This is a genomic window from Pseudomonas sp. R2-60-08W (genome assembly GCF_003852335.1).
Lineage (GTDB): Bacteria > Pseudomonadota > Gammaproteobacteria > Pseudomonadales > Pseudomonadaceae > Aquipseudomonas.
In genome coordinates this window covers 240,630-260,371 of sequence record NZ_CP027731.1, presented here as the reverse complement: position 1 = coordinate 260,371, position 19,742 = coordinate 240,630, and the positions used below count along the sequence as shown (strand labels likewise).

Sequence of the window (19,742 nt, the reverse complement as noted above, 5' to 3'; positions counted from 1 at the left end):
CCTGTTGACCGCAAGCGCCAATCGCCATGACCGAACCCACCTCCCTCGCCAGTTGGACCCGCGCCCTGCGCAAGCAACTCGACGCCCTGGGCCTCGACAGCGCCGCGCTCTGCCGCGAGGCCGGGCTCGACCCGCTGTTGATGGACGACCCGAATGCGCGCTACCCGTTGTCGGCCACCACGCGCCTGTGGGAACTGGCGGTGCAGGCCAGTGGCGATCCGGCGATTGGCTTGCGGGTGTCGAGGTTTGTCAGCCCCACCACCTTTCATGCGTTGGGGTATGCGCTGGTGGCCAGCGGCAGCCTGCGCGAAGTGTTCGAGCGTATCGTGCGCTATCACCAGGTGGTCAGTGATGCCCTGAGCCTGGAGCTGAGCCGTCACGGTGACGGCTACCGTTTCCGCCTGCTGCGGCCCGAAGGCAGCCCGGCGCCGGCGCTGGAAGCTATCGATGCGTTTGCGGCGATCTATGTGCGCACCTGCCGCAATCGCCTCGGGCGTGACTACGCACCGCTGGCGGTATACCTGCGGCGCCCGGAACCGGCCGACCCAGCGCCCTGGCACACGGTGTTTCGCTCACCGGTGTTCTTCGGCGCCGAGGAAGACCGCCTGGAGTTCGCCGCCCGCGACTTCGACAGCCACCTGGACGACGCCAACCCGGAGTTGGCCGAACACAATGAAACCGTGCTCAAGCGCACCCTGGCCCAACTGCAACCGCTGACCTGGGAACGCAAGGTGCGCGCCGCCATCGAGGCGCAACTGCCCGACGGCGAACCCAGCGCGGAGCGGATCGCCCAGGCGCTGCATTTGAGCCTGCGCAGCCTGCAGCGGCACCTGGCAGATGAAGGCTGCCGGTTTGATGCGCTGCTCAATGAGTGTCGGCAGAACCTGGCGCTGTTGCACCTGCGCGATCCGCAGTGTTCATTGGCCGAGATCAGCCATTTGTTGGGGTTTGCCGATACCAGCAGCTTCAATCGGGCGTTCAAGCGCTGGACGGGGATGACGCCGGGGCAGTTCAGGGATGGGTTGCGGTAGCGGGATGTGTGGTGGCTTTGAGGGCCTCATCGGGGGCAAGCCCCCTCCCACATTTGAACTGTATTCACAAATCAACTGTGGGAGGGGGCTTGCCCCCGATAGCGGTGGTGGAGGCCATCACCGCCCTCGGTCACGCCGCAACACCTTCCTCACCCGCGCCACCAATGCCTTGGCATCAAACGGCTTGAGCAAGTAGTCGTCTTCATGCAACTCCAACCCACGCAAACGATCTTCGATGCCATCGGGCGTGGTCAGAAACAGCACAGGCGTTTCGCCGCGTTGGCGAATCGCCTGCTGCAACTTCCAGGCATTCAGGCCCGGCAGCATCACATCCAGGATCACCAGGTCGTACACGGTGCTTTCCACAAACCGTTGCGCGGCCATGCCGTTGGCCGCGACTTCCACGGTAAAACCGGCCTCGCTCAAGGCCTGGGCCATCCGTTGCGCCAGTTGCGGCTGGTCTTCCACTAACAACACGTGCATGCCTTACCTCTGGGTTTGATTACAAACCTGTCATCAAATTGTGCGGCTTTTGTCCACCTCCACTGGCTACCGTGACGGCCTGCCTTCTGGAGCGTTCACCATGTATCGCACTGCTTTATGCCTGAGCCTCGCCGTGGCGACTGCCGCCCAGGCGACGCCACAACTGCCACGCCACGCCACGCTTGATTTACACACCGCGCGCCAATTGGCCGATGCCAGCCTGGCTCACTGCAACGCCGCGGTGACCGTGCTCGACCGTGGCGGCAACCTGCTGCTGAGCCTGCGCGCCGACGGCGTTGGCCCGCACAACAGCCTCGCCAGCCAGCGCAAGGCGTACACGGCGTTGTCGACCAAAACCCCAACCCGGCTGTTCGCCGAGCGTGCGCGCAACAACCCCGAGGCAGCCAACCTTAACAGCTTGCCCGAATTGCTGTTGCTCGGCGGTGGCGTGCCGCTGTTTGCCGAGGCCGAACTGGTCGGCGCGCTGGGCATCGCCGGTGCCGGCGGCGCGCCGCAGGATGAAGCCTGCGCCGTACAGGCGGCCGAGCAACTGGGCTTGAAAATCACCCCTTGATTCCACTCCTGCCAACAAGGACTTCTCGATGAAAACCCTAAGCATGACCCTCGCCGCCCTCAGCCTGAGCGGCCTGTGCAATCTGGCCCTGGCCGACGGCAACCCGCTGAGCGTGCATGTGCTCAACCTGGAAAATGGCCTGCCGAGCGCCGGCGTCAACGTCACCCTGGAAGAACACGTGGGCGACCAATGGCAGGCGCTGTCCCAAGGCGTGACCAACCAGCAAGGGCGCATCGCCGAACTGTTCCCGGCTGATCGCAAAATGAAGCCGGGCGAGTACCGCGTGGTGTTCAAGACCGGCGACTATTACAAGAAAGCCAACCGCGAAACCTTCTTCCCCGAAGTGCCGGTGATTTTCCAGGTCAAGCAGGCTGACCAGCACTACCACATCCCGCTGTTGCTCAGCCCTTATGGCTTCTCCACCTATCGCGGTTCATAGGCGCGCCTGCTCGACTTCACCCTGGCCTTGCGCGATCATCATCAGCAGCCGCTGGCAGCCGACTGACAGGGCATGATCAAACATCCTACAAGAGGAATAACAATGAAAAGCCTCGTCGACCACCTCAGTCAATACGCCGCCTACCACCGCGACCCGCGCAATATCACCAGTCATTTCATCGGCATTCCGTTGATCGTGGTGGCGGTCGCCGTGCTGCTGTCACGCCCCGAATGGGCGGTGGGTGGGCTGTGGCTATCGCCGGCGGTGTTGCTGGCGCTGTTTTCGGCGTGGTTCTACCTGCGCCTGGAGCTGGCGCTGGGTGGGTTGATGACAGTGCTGATGGGTTTGTCGGTGTGGGCCGGGCACGTACTGGCGGCGCAGAGCACGACGGTGTGGCTGGGCAGCGGCGTGGGCCTGTTTGTGCTGGGCTGGGTGATCCAGTTTGTCGGGCATTACTACGAAGGCCGCAAGCCGGCGTTTGTGGACGACGTGTCGGGGCTGATCGTGGGGCCATTGTTTGTGGTGGCGGAGTTGGCGTTTCTGGTGGGTTTGCGGCAGGACCTGAAACAACAGATTGAAGCGCGCTCGGGGCCGGTGGCGGTGCGCGGGAAAAACGCCACGGTCTAAAGCCGGGTGAAGTTTAATGTGGGAGGGGGCTTGCCCCCGATGGCGGTGTCTCAGTCACAAATGTTTTGACTGATCCATTGCTATCGGGGGCAAGCCCCCTCCCACATTTGGTCCCAGTTTCAGATTTGGTTTTGCGGTGAGCTTAGGCTTTTTGCCAGACCTTGGGTTTGAAGAACAGGGTCTCGCCACGGGCCAGGCCGGTGAGGCTGTCGTGGTCTTTGACCACTTCGGCTTCGATCAGCTCGGGTTGGCCTTCGACTTTCAACGTCACCCGCGTGGTCGCGCCCAGCGGCCGAATATCGCGCACCTCAGCCGCATGGTGATCCTCCAGCTCATGCCGCGACAGCGACACCTCATGGGGGCGGAACAGCAGGTGTTTATCCTCGCCCAGGTGCAGGCGGTTCGAGTCACCCAGGAAGTGGTACACAAAATCGCTGGCCGGGTTTTCGTACACCTCGCCCGGTGAGCCGATCTGCTCGATCACGCCCTTGTTCATCACCACGATACGGTCGGCAACTTCCATGGCCTCTTCCTGGTCATGGGTCACGAACACCGAGGTCAAGTTGATATCCTCGTGCAAGCGCGCCAGCCAGCGGCGCAGCTCCTTGCGCACCTTGGCATCGAGGGCGCCGAAGGGTTCGTCCAGCAGCAGCACTTTAGGCTCTACCGCCAGGGCGCGGGCCAAGGCGATACGTTGGCGCTGGCCGCCGGAGAGTTGTTCCGGGTAGCGATCCGACAGCCAATCGAGCTGCACCATGTTCAGCAGGTCGTGAACCTTGGTCGCGATCTGGCTTTCGCTCGGGCGCTGGTTTTTCGGCTTCATGCGCAGGCCGAACGCGACGTTGTCGAACACAGTCATGTGGCGGAACAACGCATAGTGCTGGAACACAAAGCCCACGTTGCGATCACGCACATCGTGGCCCGAGACGTCCTCGCCGTGGAACACGATGCTGCCGTCATCCGGGGTTTCCAGGCCGGCGATGATGCGCAGCAAGGTGGTCTTGCCGCAGCCGGACGGGCCCAGCAAGGCCACCAGCTCGCCACTCTGGATATCCAGGTTGATGCTGTCCAGGGCCTTGAAGGCATTGAAGTTCTTGCTGACATTACGGACTTCGATCGACATGACTTATTCCTCACCGGCGCTGTTGCGCAGGCGGTTGATTCGGTTCTCGCTCCACTGCTTGAGCAGCAGGATGAAGAGCGCCAGGATCAGCAACAGGCTGGCCACCGCGAAGGCGGCGACGTGGTTGTATTCGTTGTAGAGAATCTCGACGTGCAGCGGCAGCGTGTTGGTCACGCCACGAATATGGCCGGACACCACCGACACCGCGCCGAACTCACCCATGGCCCGCGCGGTACACAGCACCACGCCGTAGATCAGGCCCCACTTGATGTTCGGCACGGTGACATGCCAGAACATCTGCCAGCCGTTGGCACCGAGCAGGCGCGCGGCTTCTTCTTCCTGGGTGCCCTGCTCCTGCATCAACGGGATCAGCTCGCGGGCCACGAACGGCACGGTGACGAAGATGGTCGCCAGCACGATGCCGGGCAAGGCGAACACGATCTGGATGTCATGGTCCTGCAACCACGGCCCGAAAAAGCCCTGGGCGCCGAACATCAGCACGTACACCAGACCAGCGATCACGGGCGAGACCGAGAACGGCAGGTCGATCAGCGTTACCAATATGCTTTTGCCACGGAAAGAATACTTGCTCACGCACCACGCGGCGCTGACACCAAACACCAGGTTGAGCGGCACCGAAATCACCACGGCGATTACCGTGAGTTTCAGCGCCGACAGCGCGTCCGGTTCTAGGATCGCAGTGAAGAACGCGCCGAGGCCATTCTTCAAGCCCTGGGACACCACGATCAACAGCGGCAGCAGCAAAAACAGCGCGAACACCAGCCAGCCGAGGCCGATCAGGATGCGTCGCGAGGTGGCGCTGCCACGCCGGGCGGCGTTGGCCGAGGACGCGGCGGAAATAGACGATTGGGACATGTTCCGCGCCTCCTTATGGACGTTCGATGCGCCGCTGCAACAAGTTGATCAGCAGCAGCAAGACAAAGGAAACCACCAGCATCAGCACACCGATCGAGGTGGCGCCGCGGTAGTCGTACTGGTCAAGCTTGACCATGATCAGCAGCGGCAGAATCTCGGTTTTCATCGGCATGTTGCCGGCGATGAAAATCACCGAACCGTACTCGCCGACGCCACGGGCGAAGGCCAACGCAAAACCGGTCAGCCAGGCCGGCAACAGCGCCGGTACGAGGATGTGACGGAACACTTGCAGCGGCTTGGCGCCCAGGCAGGCGGCGGCTTCTTCGACTTCCCGGGGGATATCGGCGAGTACCGGCTGCACGGTGCGCACCACGAAGGGCAAGGTAACGAAGGTCAGCGCCAGGGTGATGCCCAGCGGGGTGTAGGCGATCTTGAAGCCCAGGTCGGCGGCGAACTGGCCAACCAGGCCGTTAGGCGCATACAGCGCGGTCAACGCGATACCGGCCACAGCGGTAGGCAGGGCGAACGGCAGGTCGATCATCGCATCGATGATCTTGCGCCCGGGGAAGGTGTAGCGCACCAGCACCCAGGCCAGCAGGGTGCCGATCACGCCGTTGATCAGCGCGGCGTACAACGCAGTGCTGAAGCTCAGTTTCAACGCCGCCAGCACGCGGGGTGCGGAGATGATGTTCCAGAACTGATCCCAGGTGAGTTGAGCGGCGTGTACAAACATCGCCGCCAGCGGGATGAGCACGATCAGGCTGAGGTACACGACGGTGTAGCCCAGCGTCAGCCCGAAGCCGGGTATGACGGGGGAGATACGACGCGACATAAGAGTCCTTGGTTAGCGGAACGGATATGCAAAACCCGCAAATGAATGCGGGCTCTCCTGACCCCTGTAGGAGCGAGCTTGCTCGCGAAGATCGTCAACGATAACGCGGGCGGTCTGTTTGCACGCGGTGCCTTGAAGTTTTTCGCGAGCAAGCTCGCTCCTACAGGGATCGGTGTTGTTACTGCGCCGTGTAGATCTGGTCGAACACGCCACCGTCGTTGAAGAATTTCGGTTGGGCAGTTTTCCAGCCGCCGAAATCTTTGTCGATGGTCACCAAGTCCAGTTTCGGGAACTGTTGGGCGTATTTGGCGGCGACTTTCTCATCGCGTGGGCGGTAGAAGTTCTTCGCCGCAATCTCCTGGCCAGCCGGGCTGTACAGGTGCTTGAGGTATTCGGTGGCGATCTCGGTGTTGCCCTTTTTCTCGGCGTTCTTGTCGACCACGGCCACTGGCGGCTCGGCGAGGATCGACAGCGACGGCACGACGATGTCGAACTTGTCGGCACCGCCGTCTTCTTTCAGCGCCAGGAACGCCTCGTTTTCCCAGGCCAGCAGCACGTCGCCCTGGCCGTTGTTGACGAAAGTGATGGTGGAACCGCGTGCGCCGGTATCGAGGATCGGCACATGCTTGAACAGCTCCTTGACGTATTCCTGAGCCTTGGCTTCGCTGCCGCCGGTCTTCAGGCCGTAGGCCCAGGCGGCGAGGAAGTTCCAGCGCGCACCGCCGGAGGTTTTCGGGTTGGGCGTGATCACCGAAACGTCTTTCTTGATCAGGTCGCCCCAGTCCTTGATGCCCTTGGGGTTGCCCTTGCGTACCAGGAACACGATGGTCGAGGTGTACGGAGTGCTGGCATCCGGCAGGCGGGTCTGCCAGTTTTCCGGCAGGGTCTTGCCCAGCTTGGCGATTTCGTCGATATCGCCCGCCAGGGCCAGGGTCACCACGTCGGCGCGCAGGCCGTCGATCACCGCGCGGCCCTGCTTGCCCGAACCACCGTGGGATTGCTGGATCTTCACGTTGTCGCCAGGGTGGGACTGTTTCCAGAAGCTGGTGAACTCAGCGTTGTAGTCCTGGTACAGCTCACGGGTCGGGTCGTACGAGACGTTGAGCAACTCGTAGTCCTTGGCAACGGCGGAACCGGCAAACACGGCACTGGCCAATGCGGCCAGGGCGTAACGGCGAATCGACGACATAGAAGCTCCTGAAATTCTTATGTTGGCGCAACCCTGTAGGAGCGAGCTTGCTCGCGAAAAACCAAGGAGCACCGTGTTAAACCTGATGCGCTGCGTTATCGTTGGCGTTTTTCGCGAGCAAGCTTGCTCCTACTGGTGGCTTATTCTTAGGCGGGTTTGTTACCCGGGTTCTGCAGACGGAATTTTTCCTTGCGTTCGATCTGTACCACTTGAGCGTTGTGTACGGTGATTTCCACCGCGCCAAACCGCAGATCGCGCAAGGCGCTCTGGATCTCACGCAAAATGGCTGCTTCGTCCTGGCCGTCGACGCTACGTAGAGATGCGCTCATGGTCTCGCTCCTGAAATGAATAGTGCCTGGCAGTGGCGGCACTGCTTGCGGCGTGAGGGCGATAGTAGATAAGCGCGGATATTCTTAAAAATACTATTTAAGAATGTTTATATAACCAAAAAGAATTTTCTGACGGGGCGTGGGGTTGCGCGCAGGTTTTGCGTTCAGCCACTGAAATTAAGGCCTGATGCAATGCAAATGTGGGAGGGGGCTTGCTCCCGATGGCGGTGGGTCAGACAAGATTTTCTAACCAGATAGACCGCTATCGGGAGCAAGCCCCCTCCCACAGTTGAATGCATTTCAAATGTGGATGGGGGGTGTCCGGGTCCAATCTATCTCCTGGGCCGGCATCGGCTTGCCAAACCAATACCCCTGGCCCATGTCGCACTCCTGGTCCAACAGGAAGCGCGCCTGCTCCACTTGCTCGATCCCCTCGGCATGCACCTGCATGCCCATGCTTTTGGCCAGGGCGATGACCACGCGCACGATAGCGGCGTCGTCTTCGTCCCAGGGCAAGCCGGCGACAAAGCCTTGGTCGATCTTGAGTTTCTGCACCGGCAGGTGCTTGAGGCGCAACAGCGAGGAATAGCCGGTGCCGAAGTCGTCGATGGCCAGGCGCAAGCCCAGTTCGCGCAGGCGGTGCAGTTGTTCAAGGGCGACTTCCGGGTCGTCCATCACCGCGCTTTCGGTGACTTCCAGCTCCAGGAAGGCCGGGTCCAGGCCGGTGTCGTGGAGCACCTGGCCGATCTGTTCATAGAGTTCACGCCGGGCAAACAGGCGGCTGGAGACGTTGATCGCGATAAACCCCAACGGCGCGCCGTCCGCCAACCATAGGCACATCTGGCGGCAGGCCTGGTCCATCACCCAGGCATCGATGTCGGCGATCAACCCGGTGCGCTCGGCGATGGGGATAAATTCAGCCGGCGGCACCAGGCCGCGCTCCGGGTGCTGCCAGCGCACCAGCGCTTCCACGCCAATCAAACGGCTGTCCTGCAGGTCGTGCACGGGCTGGTAATAGACGCGCAGTTCCTGCCGGTCGAGGGCGCGGCGCAATTCGCTGGCGATTTCCACACGACTCTGCGCGTGAGCCGTCAGTTCCTCGGTGTACAAGGCGTAGCTTTCACGGCCCGCGTTTTTGGCCTTGAACAAGGCCGAGTCAGCGTTGCGCAACAATTGCTCGGCGCTCAGCGCATCGCTGGGGAACAGGCTGATACCGATGCTGGCGCTGATAAACAGTTGGTTGCCGTCAAAAATGAACGGCTCCTTCATGGCCTCAAGCATGCGCTGGGCCATGGCCGCAGCCTGCATCACCTGTGGACAACTTTCCGCCAGCACGGCGAACTCGTCGCCCCCCAGGCGCGCCAGGGTCACCCCAGGCCCGAACAGCCCCTTGAGACGGTCGGCCACCAGCTTGAGCAGTTGATCGCCAACGTTGTGGCCCAGGCTGTCATTGATGATCTTGAAGTGATCCAGGTCCATCAACAGCAATGCACAGCCGCGCTTGTGCACGCGTGCCGAGGCCAGCGCCTGCTCGGCGCGGTCGGTGAACAGCAGGCGGTTGGGCAGGCCGGTCAGCGGGTCGTGGTGGGCCAGGTGCGCCAGCTCGTGTTCGGAGTCCTTGATGGCGCTGATATCCGAGAACACGGCGACGTAGTGGCTGATGTGGCCCTGGTCATCACGGATGACGCGGATGGTTTGCCACTGGGGGTAAATTTCTCCGCTTTTGCGTCGATTCCAGATTTCGCCGCTCCATTCGCCGCTGCGCTCGAGGGCCTGGAACATCTGTTGATAAAAATTCGACGAATGGCGCCCGGACTTGAACAGGCTGGGTGGCCGGCCCATGACGTCTTCGCGGCGGTATCCGGTGATCTCGATGAACGCCCGATTGACGTGCACGATCAGGCCCTGAGCGTCGGTGACCAGCACGCCTTCGCGGGTGCAATCAAACACCGCAGCGGCCTGTTGCAGGCGCTCACGGTTTTCTTTCAGGGGTTGTTGCAACGCGTGGGCACGAGCAAACCGCCCGCCCATCAGGTAAATAGCCAGCGCGCTCAGGCCTACCCAGACATAGCCGCGCAGTTGCAGCCAATGCGCCAACGCCCGTGGATCATCGATAAAGCTGATTAATAGTTGGTGGCTAAGCTGGAGCCATAGAATGGAAATCAGCAGGTATACCAGCCCCGCACGTAGGGCTCCTCGGTATGAAAACAACATATGCTCAGTAATCCTTACCAAAAAAACACAATCGCCCTACGAAGGCTGAGGATTATAGAATAAGAAACATCCAGTCACTTCTATCTGAAAGGGCGGCTGGTTTTCTCTGTAGGCTTAGTGATAATGCGTGAGCTGTTCTTTACTTTATCTGAGGGCCATACAGCCTATGTGGTACAACGGTTTTCTTGACCTGTCAGCCTGGCAACTGGTGGCAGTCACGTTGTTGATGACCCATGTGACCATTATCGGGGTCACCGTCTATCTGCACCGTTATTCGGCCCATCGCTCGCTCGAGCTCAATGCTGGCCTGAAACACTTCTTCCGCTTCTGGCTGTGGTTGACCACGGCGCAGAACACCCGCGAGTGGACCGCCATCCACCGCAAGCACCACGCCAAATGCGAAACCGTCGATGACCCGCACAGCCCGGTGATCAAGGGCCTGTCCACCGTGCTGCGCAAAGGTGCCGAGCTGTACCGCGCCGAAGCGGAAAACCCCGAGACCCTGCGCATCTACGGCAAGAATTGCCCGGACGACTGGATCGAACGCAACCTCTACACGCGCTACCCGCTGCTGGGCATCGCGATCATGGGTGTCATCGACGTGCTGCTGTTCGGCACCATCGGCATCACCATCTGGGCGATCCAGATGATGTGGATCCCGTTCTGGGCCGCCGGCGTCATCAACGGCCTGGGCCACGCCGTGGGCTATCGCAACTTCGAATGCCGCGACGCGGCGACCAACCTGGTGCCGTGGGGCATCATCGTCGGTGGCGAAGAGCTGCACAACAACCACCACACCTACCCCAATTCGGCCAAGTTGTCGGTGAAAAAGTGGGAATTCGACCTGGGCTGGGCCTGGATCAAGGTGTTCAGCTTCCTGCGCCTGGCCAAGGTGCAGCGCGTCGCGCCGATCGCCCACCGTGTCGAAGGCAAGGGCCATCTGGACATGGACACCGCGATGGCGATCCTCAACAACCGCTTCCAGATCATGGCCCAATACCGCAAATTGGTGATCGGCCCGCTGGTCAAGCAGGAGCTGGAGAAAGTCGATCATTCGGTGCGCCACCAGTTTCACCGCGCCAAGCGCCTGCTGTCGCGGGAAACCAGCCTGCTGAGCGATCGCCACCACGTGCGCATCCAGAGCATGCTGGAACACAGCCATGCGCTGAGCGTGATCTACGAGAAGCGCCTGGCGCTGCAGCAAATCTGGCTCAAAACCAGTTCCAACGGCCACGACATGCTGGCTGCGATCAAGGAATGGGTGCACGAAGCCGAGGCCAGCGGCATTCAATCTCTGCGTGATTTCGCTCACCAATTGAAGACCTATTCACTGCGTCCCGCAGCGGTCTGACGGTACCGCGGGAGGGCTCGCCCTCCCGCACACTGGCTTTTTGGCGCCATTTTCCGGGCACCGCCAATCCACCACGATCACGGAACTTCACTGCAATTCCCCTCTCTCAAAGAACACTTCGCCATCATGGTGACCCCTTGTAGTGACCGCTGTTCCATCCTGCGGCGCGCCCAGAGAGAGTTGTTCCGATGGTTCACGAAAAGCCCTGCCCGACTGACCTGTCCACCGCCCAGCCACCGCGTCCGGCGGCGGCGTCGACCCTGCTGGCGCTGATGCATGCCCAGGGTGAGGTCGAACGGCTGAGTGAGCGTGAGCAGCTGCTCAGCTCGCTGCTGGTGAGTGTGAATGCGGTGCTGTGGGCCATCGATTGGGAAACGCGTCGCGTGCTCTACGTCAGCCCGGCCTACGAACGGATATTCGGCCGCAGCGCCGGTTTGCTGTTGGCCGATCACCGGGAATGGCGCAACAGCATCCACCCCGAAGACCTCGACTACGCCGAACACAGCCTGGCCCGCGTGCTGGAACAGGGCGCCGTGGAAGACCGCGAATACCGCATCGTCACGGTCGACGGGCAGATCCGCTGGCTCAGCGACAAATGCTATATCAATCAGCAGGCCGAGCCGGGCAAGCCTATGATCGTCGTGGGCATGGCCGAGGACATCACCGAAAAGAAGCAGCTGGAGCTGGAACTGCATCGCCTGGCCACCACCGATGTGCTGACCCAGAGCAGCAACCGCCGGCACTTCTTCGAACTCGCCAACCAGGCCTTTGACAACGCCTGTATGCAGGGCACGCCGCTGGCGTTCCTGTTGCTGGACATCGACGACTTCAAAGACATCAACGACAGTTATGGCCACCTCGAAGGTGACCAGGTGCTGCGGCGCATCGCCGAAAGTGGCCGAGGCGTGTTGCGCCGTGGCGACCTGTTCGGCCGCATCGGCGGCGAAGAATTCGCCGCCGTACTGCCCGGCTGCGCCCCGGAGATGGCCCTGCAGGTAGCCGAGCGGCTGGGCAAGGAAATCCAGGCGCTGAGTTTCAGCGTTGAAGGCCACGCGTTTACAGTTACCGTCAGCCAGGGCCTGACCAGCCTGCGCGAAGACGACTCGACCCTGGACAGCCTGTTCGGCCGCGCCGATGCGGCGATGTATGAGGCAAAACGTCAGGGTAAAAACCGGGTGATCGCGGGTTAGCTCGTACTGGGTTGGCAGCGCTAGTCGCGTACCGCGCTACCAGAGGCAGCCGCTGATACAGCAACTGCCTACGCTTCAAAAGGAAACAACCTACTGACGCACAGCAAAAGAAGACTTCCTATTAAACGCCCACCCATTCCGGTGGGTTCATAACAATAAGAGGTCTGCACCATGAACGAGTCCACGAGTCCCGTACGCGTCGCCGTTGTGCAATTTGATCCGCAAGTCGGCACCCACAATCGCGCTTCCAACCTGGAAACCAGCCTGAGCCTAGCCCTGCAAGCGGTTAACAATGGCGCCAATCTGATTGTGCTGCCCGAGTTGGCCAATACCGGTTATCTGTTCAACAGTCGCCAGGACGCCTATCTGCATGCCGAGCCCGTTCCAGACGGTCCCAGCCTGCGGGCCTGGATGGATTTCGCGCAGTTTCACCAGGTGCATCTCGTGGCAGGCCTGGCTGAACGCGACGGCATGCAACTGTTCGACACCGCAGTGCTGCTGGGCCCCGACGGCCTGATTGGTAAATACCGCAAGGCCCACCTCTGGAACAAGGAAAAGCTCTGGTTCAGCCCTGGCAACCTTGGGTTCCCCGTGTTTGAAACCCCCATAGGCCGTATAGGTTTACTGATCTGCTGGGACATCTGGTTCCCCGAGGTCCCACGCATCCTGACCCAGCAAGGCGCCGATATCATCTGCAGCCTGAACAACTGGGTGTGGACCCCGCCGCCGCTGTTCGACGAAGCCGGCAAATGCATGGCCTCGTACTTGACCATGACGGCCGCCCACGTCAACAACGTGTTCATTGCTGCGGCCAACCGTATCGGCGAGGAACAGGATGCACGTTACCTTGGGTGTTCACTGATTGCCGGCACCAACGGCTGGCCCATCGGCAAGATCGCCTCACCTAACGAGCAAGCGATTATTTACGCCGACATCGACCTCTCCAGCGCCCGCAGCGCACCGATCTGGAACAGCCTCAACGACCTGCAACGGGATCGTCGCAGCGACCTGTATGACGGGATGCTCGGCTACCGCCTTCACCCGTGCCTGCCACGCTGATGGGGGTGCGACCATGGCTTTCCTACCGACAAAAAAACTGTCATCAGACTCATCTGTTCGCCACCTTGTCCTTCTGGTCCTGGCCTCGCTCACCCTGGCAGTGTCGCTCACCGGGTTATCAGTGGTTTATTCCACCTCGGCGCCGGAGCTCTGGCCAAGCTACAACGACATGATGGCCAGCCTGCCCAGCCCTACAGCGTGGGTGCGTTGGGTGGTCGGCGATATCAGCGAAGTGGCCTTCTACAAACACGAGTTCGCGTCACTCGGCCTGCTGCTCGGTGGCGCTTTCGGTTACTGGACCAGTCGTTATGCTCAGGCCTGGCAAGGCTTCAGCATCGCCTACGGCACGGGGCTCTGGCCCTGGTTGGTGACCAGTTCATTGCTGGGCTTGCTGCTGAGCAATGCGATGTGGGGCTGGACCCTGACGGCAGACGCCTGGCAACCCACGTTCGCCGCCTTTGTTTCGCTGCCGGCGGCCATGGTGCTGCTGTTTGGCGGGGGGTGGAAGGTCACGCTCAATGGCGCCTTGCTCGGCGCGCTTCTGGTGACGCCGAGCTGCCTGTTGCTGGTCAACTACCTGTGCATTCCGCTGGGTTTGCCGGTGGTGATTGGCAATGTATTGGGCATGGCTTTAGGCAGTTTGGTGGCGTTTTTACTATGCCGTGCCCTGCCGGTGCTGGTAAGTCGCGCAGTTGACCCCAAAGCGAGCATCCCTCCCGCTGCCGCCCTGAAAACACCCGATTACGGTATACGCTGGACGTTACGTCGGGTGCTGGCGGACTTTTCCGAAGCGCCGTTCTATGGCAATGAGTGGGCCAGCCTGGGTTTGCTCGCTGGGGTGTTGCTGGCCTACGCACTGAACCCCCTGAGCCCCGCGTATGGATCTGGATGGTTGCCACACCTGATTGCAGGCCAAGCGCTGACCTCACTCATCGGCATTATCCTGTGGCGCCGGCAATGGCGTGAGCGCGGCTGGTACCCAACCTATGTGCCCCTGGTCTCGGTGGTACCCGCTGCCGTGTTGACCTATGGCGGCAACCCGACAGTGATTGTAGCCAGCGCGATACTGGGCGCGCTGATCGCCCCGCCATTGGCCTGCGCGATTGCCGGGCGCCTGCCCAGCTACCTGCACCCCTACATCGGCAACGTCTTATCCATGGCGATCAGTACGGTGTTGATCGTTCCGTTGATCGGTGTGGTGATCGCGGATTAATCCAAGCAACGTCTGAAGGTGATTCACCGTGCATAAAAAACCCCGCCGAGGCGGGGTTTTTCTATCGAGAAAGGCGCTGGGCTCAAAGCTCAGAGAAGCACTCTTCAATGATTGCCAAGCCTTTGTCCAGCTGCTCGTCCGGCGAGGTCAGCGGCACCAGTACGCGCAAGACGTTGCCGTAGGTACCGCAGGACAGCAGGATCAGGCCCTTGTCACGCGCTTTGGCCACCACGGATGCAACGGCAGCGGCGTTCGGTTTGTGGCTATCACCGTCCTCGAACAACTCCACGGCAATCATCGCGCCGAGGGCACGCACTTCGCCGATTACCGGGTATTTGGCCTGGATGGCCTTGAGGCCGGTTACCAAGCGCTCGCCGACGGCCTTGCAGCGGTCCAGCAGGTGCTCTTCTTCGAACACTTCCATTACCGCCAGCGCGGCCGCGCAGGCGATCGGGCTACCGGCGTAGGTACCGCCCAGGCCGCCTGGGGCGATGGCGTCCATGTGTTCGGCTTTGCCGCACACACCGGCCAGCGGGAAACCACCGGCGATGGATTTGGCGAAGGTGGTCAGGTCGGCGGCGACGCCCATCTGCTCCATGGCGAAGAAGGTGCCGGTGCGGCCGGCACCGGTTTGCACTTCGTCGGCGATCAGCAGGATGCCGTGCTTGTCGCACAGTTCGCGCAGGCGCTTCATGAAGGTTTTCGGCGCGACGTAGAAACCGCCTTCGCCCTGCACCGGCTCGATGATGATCGCAGCGATATCGCGCGGCTCGGCATCGTTCTTGAAAATACGCTCGATGCTGGCGATGGCGTCGTCGTCGCTCACGCCGTGCAGCTCATTGGGGAACAGCGCTCGGAACACGCCGCCCGGCATCAAGCCCATGCCGGCCGAGTACGGCACGACTTTACCGGTGAGGCCCAAGGTCATCATGGTGCGGCCGTGGTACGCGCCGGTGAAGGCGATCACACCTGCACGACCGGTGGCGGCGCGGGCGATTTTCACGGCGTTCTCGACCGCTTCGGAACCGGTGGTGACCAGCAGGGTTTTCTTGGCGAAATCACCTGGCACCTTGGCGTTGATTTTCTCGCACAGCTCCACGTAAGGCTCGTAGGCCAGCACCTGGAAGCAGGTGTGCGTCAGCTTGTTCAGTTGCGCGGTCACCGCCGCGATGATTTTCGGGTGCACGTGACCGGTGTTCAGCACGGCGATACCGCCGGCGAAGTCGATGAACTCGCGACCTTCAACGTCGGTCACGGTGGCGTTCTTCGCGGATTCGGCGAAGATCGGGTGAATCTGGCCAACACCGCGCGGTACAGCGGCTTCGCGGCGTTTCATCAGGGAAGCGTTGGTCTTGCTCATAAAGTCCTCATTCGCCGCTCATCGGGCGGCGTGGCTCAAGGATAGGTGGCGGGGAGGCAACTACGGCAGCATGCGATGATCGACTGCCACAGCTTTCCGGCCACTGCGAATAACGCTGTGAAACACGCAAAGGGACAGCGCTCTCGTGCCCTCTGCGTTTACTGCAATCCCTTACCGGTCAGATGCCCAGGCAGAGGTATTTGATTTCCAGGTAATCCTCGATCCCGTACTTGGAACCTTCACGGCCCAGGCCCGAAGCCTTAATGCCGCCGAACGGCGCCACTTCGTTGGAGATCAACCCGGTGTTGACGCCGACCATGCCGTATTCCAGGGCTTCAGCCACGCGGAACACACGGCCCAGGTCGCGCGCATAGAAGTACGACGCCAGGCCGAACTCGGTGTCGTTGGCCATCGCGATCACTTCGGCTTCGTCTTTGAAGCGGAACAGCGGCGCCAGTGGGCCGAAGGTTTCTTCCTTGGCCACGGCGGCGTTTTTCGGCACGTCGGTCAGGATGGTCGGCTCGAAGAAGTTGCCTTCCATCGCCTTGCCACCGGCCAACAGTTTGGCGCCTTTGCTCAGGGCGTCGGCGATGTGTTCCTGGACCTTGGCCACGGCCTTTTCGTCAATCAGCGGGCCGGTGGTGGTGCCTTCTTCCAGACCGTTGCCGATCTTGAGCTTGGCCACGGCCACTTTGAGCTTTTCGGCAAACGCGTCGTAGACCGAATCCTGGATATACAGGCGGTTGGCGCAGACGCACGTCTGGCCGTTGTTGCGGTACTTGGAGATGATCGCGCCTTCGACGGCCTTATCCAGGTCGGCGTCGTCGAACACGATGAACGGCGCGTTGCCGCCCAACTCCAGGGAGACTTTCTTGATGTCCTTGGCGCATTCGGCCATCAGCTGGCGACCGATTTCGGTGGAACCGGTGAAGGACAATTTACGCACGATCGGGTTGCTGGTCAGCTCGCCGCCAATGTCGCCGGCGCTGCCGGTGACCACGCTCAGCACGCCTTTCGGGATACCGGCACGGTGCGCCAGTTCCACCAGGGCCAGGGCCGAGAACGGGGTTTGCGAGGCAGGCTTGATCACCATGGTGCAACCGGCGGCCAGGGCTGGGCCGGCTTTGCGGGTGATCATCGCCGCAGGGAAGTTCCACGGGGTAATGGCAGCGGTCACGCCGATCGGCTGCTTGATCACGATCAGGCGCTTGTCGGGCTGGTGGCCGGGAATCACGTCACCGTAGATGCGCTTGGCTTCTTCGGCGAACCACTCGATAAAGGAAGCGGCGTAGACGATTTCGCCCTTGGCTTCGGCCAGCGGCTTGCCTTGTTCGAGGGTCATCAGGCGGCCGAGGTCGTCCTGGTTTTCGATCAACAGTTCGAACCAACGGCGCAGCTTGTTGGCGCGCTCCTTGGCGGTGAGTGCACGCCAGGCCGGCAGGGCCTTGTCGGCGGCTTCGATGGCGCGGCGGGTTTCGGCGGCGCCCATCTTCGGCACGGTGCCGAGAATCTCGCCCGTGGCCGGGTTGTTGACCTTGATCGTCTGACCGTTGTCCGCATCGACCCAAGCGCCATCGATGAACGCTTGCTGGCGGAACAACTGGGTGTCTTTAAGCTGCATGTCGGCTTTCCTTAACAGCACCGCGCGCACGCGGAGCGAATTAGAGTTGTTGAAAGGCGCCTGGTGGGCTGCCGTCAGGGAAATCAGCCTCGGTGCGCAAGAACCAATAAAGTGCGCACGGGAGACAGAGCGTTTGAAATCTCAAACGAATCCTAGGATCAATGGGGGTACAGGGCAATAGGATGTTCGAAAAAAAGAACAAAAACGGCATATCCGTCAGACCTTTCTGATCAGCGTAGTTGCACTTGGTTTCACCGCACTGATCGATGGCCCCCGGCCCAGAGCCTGCACGCGGCGGAATCCTACGCATAAACGCCCAAAGACCAGCATGGACGCCCAAGGTCGACATGGGTATGATGTCGCCCGCACAAGCATCCGTAGCTCAGCTGGATAGAGTACTGCCCTCCGAAGGCAGGGGTCGTGGGTTCGAATCCCGCCGGGTGCACCATATAGCAGTCTCGGGCTGTCTCAGACAGTCTACGAAACACCTCAAGAAGCCCGCCCCGTGCGGGCTTTTTTGTTTCTGGCTATCCGGCGCCTGTAATCGCGACGACAAGGGCCACAACTGGGGCTTGTTGGTCGAATTCGACTACCCGGACGGCGCCAAAAAGCACTGGAACATTCCGGCCCGAACCATGGCTGGCGACTTCGGAAAGGACGTACTCGGTCCACTGGTAGACATGGGCTTGCGCCTCGCGGGAACCCGATCAGGGCGCAATGCCCGCAATGATCTGCAGAGTTATCTCGGCGGCTTCGATAGCGCCCAGCGCGCACGATTAGTGACGCGTTTGGGCTGGCACCACAATGCGTTCCTATTGCCCGAACAACAAATCGGCTCGCACTCCGAACATCTGCATTTTTATGAGGCCGGCGCACAGTTGCCGCCGATCAGCGAGGCGGGTTCTCTGGAGCAATGGCAGCAGCAAATCGGCGCGCTGTGCGTTGGTAACCATCGCTTGGCGTTTGTCGTCTCTGTGGCCTTTGCAGGGCCTCTGTTGAACCTGCTGGGACATGAGTCGGGCGGCTTCCATCTCTACGGCGACAGTTCCGGGGGCAAGACTACCCACCTGCAAGTTGCTGCATCGGTTTATGGCGGGCCCCGTCTGGTGCGTTCGTGGCGCTCGACAGATAACGCCCTGGAGTCCATAGCCGCAGCACACTCGGACGGTCTCCTGGTGCTTGATGAAATCGGCATGTGCGACCCACGCATTATTGGCGAGACGGTCTACATGCTCGGCAATGGCACCGGCAAGGCTCGAGCAAATGATCGAGGACAGGCGGGCCGACAGGTGCAGGAGTGGCGCTTGCTGTTTCTCTCGACCGGCGAGAAGACACTGGCGCAGCACATGGCGGATGCCAACAAGGAGCTGAAAGCCGGTATGGAGGTGCGCATGCTCGCCGTACCTGCGGATGCGAGCAAAGGTCTCGGCATGTTCGATGTGTTGAACGGTTTTGAGGACGCTGCCGCCCTCTCCGATGCGCTCAAGGCCCGAGTAGCCAAATATTACGGCACGCCCCTCACCGCTTTCCTGCACGCATTGTGTGCGCCTGGGGAAATGCTCAGGTGGACAGTGATCGTGCGCCGCACGGTGGAACAGTTCATCACCCAAAACCTACCAGCCTCGGCCAGTGGTCAGGCGCAGCGTGCCGCTCTTCGATTCGGACTCGCCGCCGCCGCCGGAGAGTTGGCCACCGCCTTTAGTGTCACCGGCTGGCCGGATGGCACTGCCACGACCGCCGCACGGGTGTGTTTGCACGCGTGGCTGGCCGAACGTGGCGGCGCCGGAAACTTCGAGGGCGATGCGATCTTGGCGCGGCTGCGCCAGGTCATCGAGCGGTTTGGAGAAAGCCGCTTTACCCGCTGGGAATCTGCCGCCGCCAAGATTGATGAACATGGCCCACGCACGATTGATCGGTTGGGCTTTCGCAAGACGCTGGAACATGGCATGGGCGATGCCCTGCACACCACCAACACCTACTACGTTCTGCCTGAATCCTGGCGGGCCGAAATCTTCAAAGGCATGAACATCAGTGCGGTGAACAAGGAGCTGCTGCAACGGGGCGTGCTCGAGCCGGGAAGCGACGGAAAGGCGTACAGCTTGATTCGCCTGCCCGGGTTAGGTCCTCAACGCTGCTATGTGGTGAAGACCCTTCCAGGAACGGATAAAAGCAAGGCCAAGGCCGCCTGACGGCATGCCTGCTGATCGAGGTAGCGCCGGCTCATTCCCGCC

The 19,742-nt window shown here is 61.3% G+C and carries 18 protein-coding genes and 1 tRNA gene; 10 read left to right on the top strand and 9 right to left on the bottom strand.

Annotated elements, in window-relative coordinates; genetic code table 11:
- The first annotated feature begins 26 nt into the window (after window positions 1–26).
- A complete protein-coding gene (locus tag C4J90_RS01060) occupies window positions 27–1,031 on the top strand; it encodes an AraC family transcriptional regulator (protein WP_124419009.1) in 1,005 nt (334 codons plus the stop codon).
- Window positions 1,032–1,148: 117 nt separating this feature from the next.
- On the opposite strand, the gene C4J90_RS01055 is transcribed toward C4J90_RS01060, so the two are convergent.
- Window positions 1,149–1,514, bottom strand: coding sequence for a response regulator transcription factor (locus C4J90_RS01055; protein WP_124413512.1), 366 nt, complete (start codon window positions 1,512–1,514; stop codon window positions 1,149–1,151).
- A 100-nt stretch (window positions 1,515–1,614) separates the two neighbouring features.
- Here C4J90_RS01055 and C4J90_RS01050 point away from each other — a divergent pair, with 100 nt between their 5' ends.
- The 3 genes from C4J90_RS01050 to C4J90_RS01040 all read left to right on the top strand — a co-directional run bounded on the left by C4J90_RS01050 (window position 1,615) and on the right by C4J90_RS01040 (window position 3,154).
- Window positions 1,615–2,088 (top strand): heme-binding protein, encoded by a 474-nt coding sequence (locus C4J90_RS01050; RefSeq protein ID WP_124419008.1) that lies wholly within the window; start codon window positions 1,615–1,617, stop codon window positions 2,086–2,088.
- Between the two features lie 28 nt (window positions 2,089–2,116).
- Complete coding sequence (gene uraH / locus C4J90_RS01045) at window positions 2,117–2,527, top strand: hydroxyisourate hydrolase (protein ID WP_124360746.1); 411 nt, start codon at window positions 2,117–2,119, stop codon at window positions 2,525–2,527.
- A 102-nt stretch (window positions 2,528–2,629) separates the two neighbouring features.
- The gene (locus C4J90_RS01040) at window positions 2,630–3,154 is read left to right on the top strand and encodes a DUF962 domain-containing protein (RefSeq protein ID WP_124419007.1); all 525 of its coding nucleotides are present in this window, start codon (window positions 2,630–2,632) and stop codon (window positions 3,152–3,154) included.
- A gap of 142 nt (window positions 3,155–3,296) precedes the next feature.
- Here the strand turns inward: C4J90_RS01040 and C4J90_RS01035 are convergent, their stop codons facing one another.
- From C4J90_RS01035 to dibA, 6 genes are all read right to left on the bottom strand, one after another.
- Window positions 3,297–4,277 carry a sulfate/molybdate ABC transporter ATP-binding protein gene (locus C4J90_RS01035; RefSeq protein ID WP_124360744.1) on the bottom strand — a complete coding sequence of 327 codons (981 nt, stop codon included), beginning with the start codon at window positions 4,275–4,277 and terminating at the stop codon, window positions 3,297–3,299.
- Between the two features lie 3 nt (window positions 4,278–4,280).
- The gene (cysW, locus tag C4J90_RS01030; protein WP_122686303.1) at window positions 4,281–5,153 is read right to left on the bottom strand and encodes a sulfate ABC transporter permease subunit CysW; all 873 of its coding nucleotides are present in this window, start codon (window positions 5,151–5,153) and stop codon (window positions 4,281–4,283) included.
- Window positions 5,154–5,166: 13 nt separating this feature from the next.
- A complete protein-coding gene (cysT, locus tag C4J90_RS01025) occupies window positions 5,167–5,985 on the bottom strand; it encodes a sulfate ABC transporter permease subunit CysT (protein ID WP_065949976.1) in 819 nt (272 codons plus the stop codon).
- 178 nt (window positions 5,986–6,163) lie between these two features.
- On the bottom strand, window positions 6,164–7,174 hold the full coding sequence (locus C4J90_RS01020) for a sulfate ABC transporter substrate-binding protein (RefSeq protein ID WP_124384594.1): 1,011 nt from the start codon (window positions 7,172–7,174) through the stop codon (window positions 6,164–6,166).
- 146 nt (window positions 7,175–7,320) lie between these two features.
- Window positions 7,321–7,503: a sulfur starvation response protein OscA gene (gene oscA, locus C4J90_RS01015; RefSeq protein WP_010565387.1), complete on the bottom strand. Its 183-nt coding sequence runs from the start codon at window positions 7,501–7,503 to the stop codon at window positions 7,321–7,323.
- A gap of 300 nt (window positions 7,504–7,803) precedes the next feature.
- Window positions 7,804–9,717: a phosphodiesterase DibA gene (dibA, locus tag C4J90_RS01010; RefSeq protein ID WP_124419006.1), complete on the bottom strand. Its 1,914-nt coding sequence runs from the start codon at window positions 9,715–9,717 to the stop codon at window positions 7,804–7,806.
- A gap of 166 nt (window positions 9,718–9,883) precedes the next feature.
- Between dibA and desA the strand changes: the two genes are divergently transcribed.
- The 4 genes from desA (at window position 9,884) to C4J90_RS00990 (ending at window position 14,530) form a co-directional block, all read left to right on the top strand.
- On the top strand, window positions 9,884–11,068 hold the full coding sequence (desA, locus tag C4J90_RS01005; protein WP_124369170.1) for a delta-9 fatty acid desaturase DesA: 1,185 nt from the start codon (window positions 9,884–9,886) through the stop codon (window positions 11,066–11,068).
- 188 nt (window positions 11,069–11,256) lie between these two features.
- Entirely contained in the window at window positions 11,257–12,258 is a 1,002-nt protein-coding gene (locus C4J90_RS01000; protein ID WP_124419005.1) for a sensor domain-containing diguanylate cyclase, read from the top strand.
- Between the two features lie 171 nt (window positions 12,259–12,429).
- Entirely contained in the window at window positions 12,430–13,317 is an 888-nt protein-coding gene (locus tag C4J90_RS00995; RefSeq protein ID WP_124419004.1) for a nitrilase family protein, read from the top strand.
- 13 nt (window positions 13,318–13,330) lie between these two features.
- Window positions 13,331–14,530, top strand: a complete 1,200-nt coding sequence (locus C4J90_RS00990) for a hypothetical protein (protein WP_124419003.1) — start codon at window positions 13,331–13,333, stop codon at window positions 14,528–14,530.
- 82 nt (window positions 14,531–14,612) lie between these two features.
- On the opposite strand, the gene gabT is transcribed toward C4J90_RS00990, so the two are convergent.
- Window positions 14,613–15,890 (bottom strand): 4-aminobutyrate--2-oxoglutarate transaminase, encoded by a 1,278-nt coding sequence (gene gabT, locus C4J90_RS00985; protein WP_124419002.1) that lies wholly within the window; start codon window positions 15,888–15,890, stop codon window positions 14,613–14,615.
- Window positions 15,891–16,068: 178 nt separating this feature from the next.
- The gene (gene gabD / locus C4J90_RS00980; RefSeq protein ID WP_124360737.1) at window positions 16,069–17,511 is read right to left on the bottom strand and encodes an NADP-dependent succinate-semialdehyde dehydrogenase; all 1,443 of its coding nucleotides are present in this window, start codon (window positions 17,509–17,511) and stop codon (window positions 16,069–16,071) included.
- Between the two features lie 371 nt (window positions 17,512–17,882).
- On the opposite strand from gabD, the gene C4J90_RS00975 reads away from it, so the two are divergent.
- Both C4J90_RS00975 and C4J90_RS00970 read left to right on the top strand, forming a co-directional pair.
- Window positions 17,883–17,959: transfer RNA gene (locus C4J90_RS00975), tRNA-Arg, on the top strand.
- Window positions 17,952–19,700 carry a DUF927 domain-containing protein gene (locus C4J90_RS00970; protein WP_256658905.1) on the top strand — a complete coding sequence of 583 codons (1,749 nt, stop codon included), beginning with the start codon at window positions 17,952–17,954 and terminating at the stop codon, window positions 19,698–19,700. The genes C4J90_RS00975 and C4J90_RS00970 overlap by 8 nt, the downstream gene beginning before the upstream one ends.
- Window positions 19,701–19,742 lie beyond the last annotated feature (42 nt).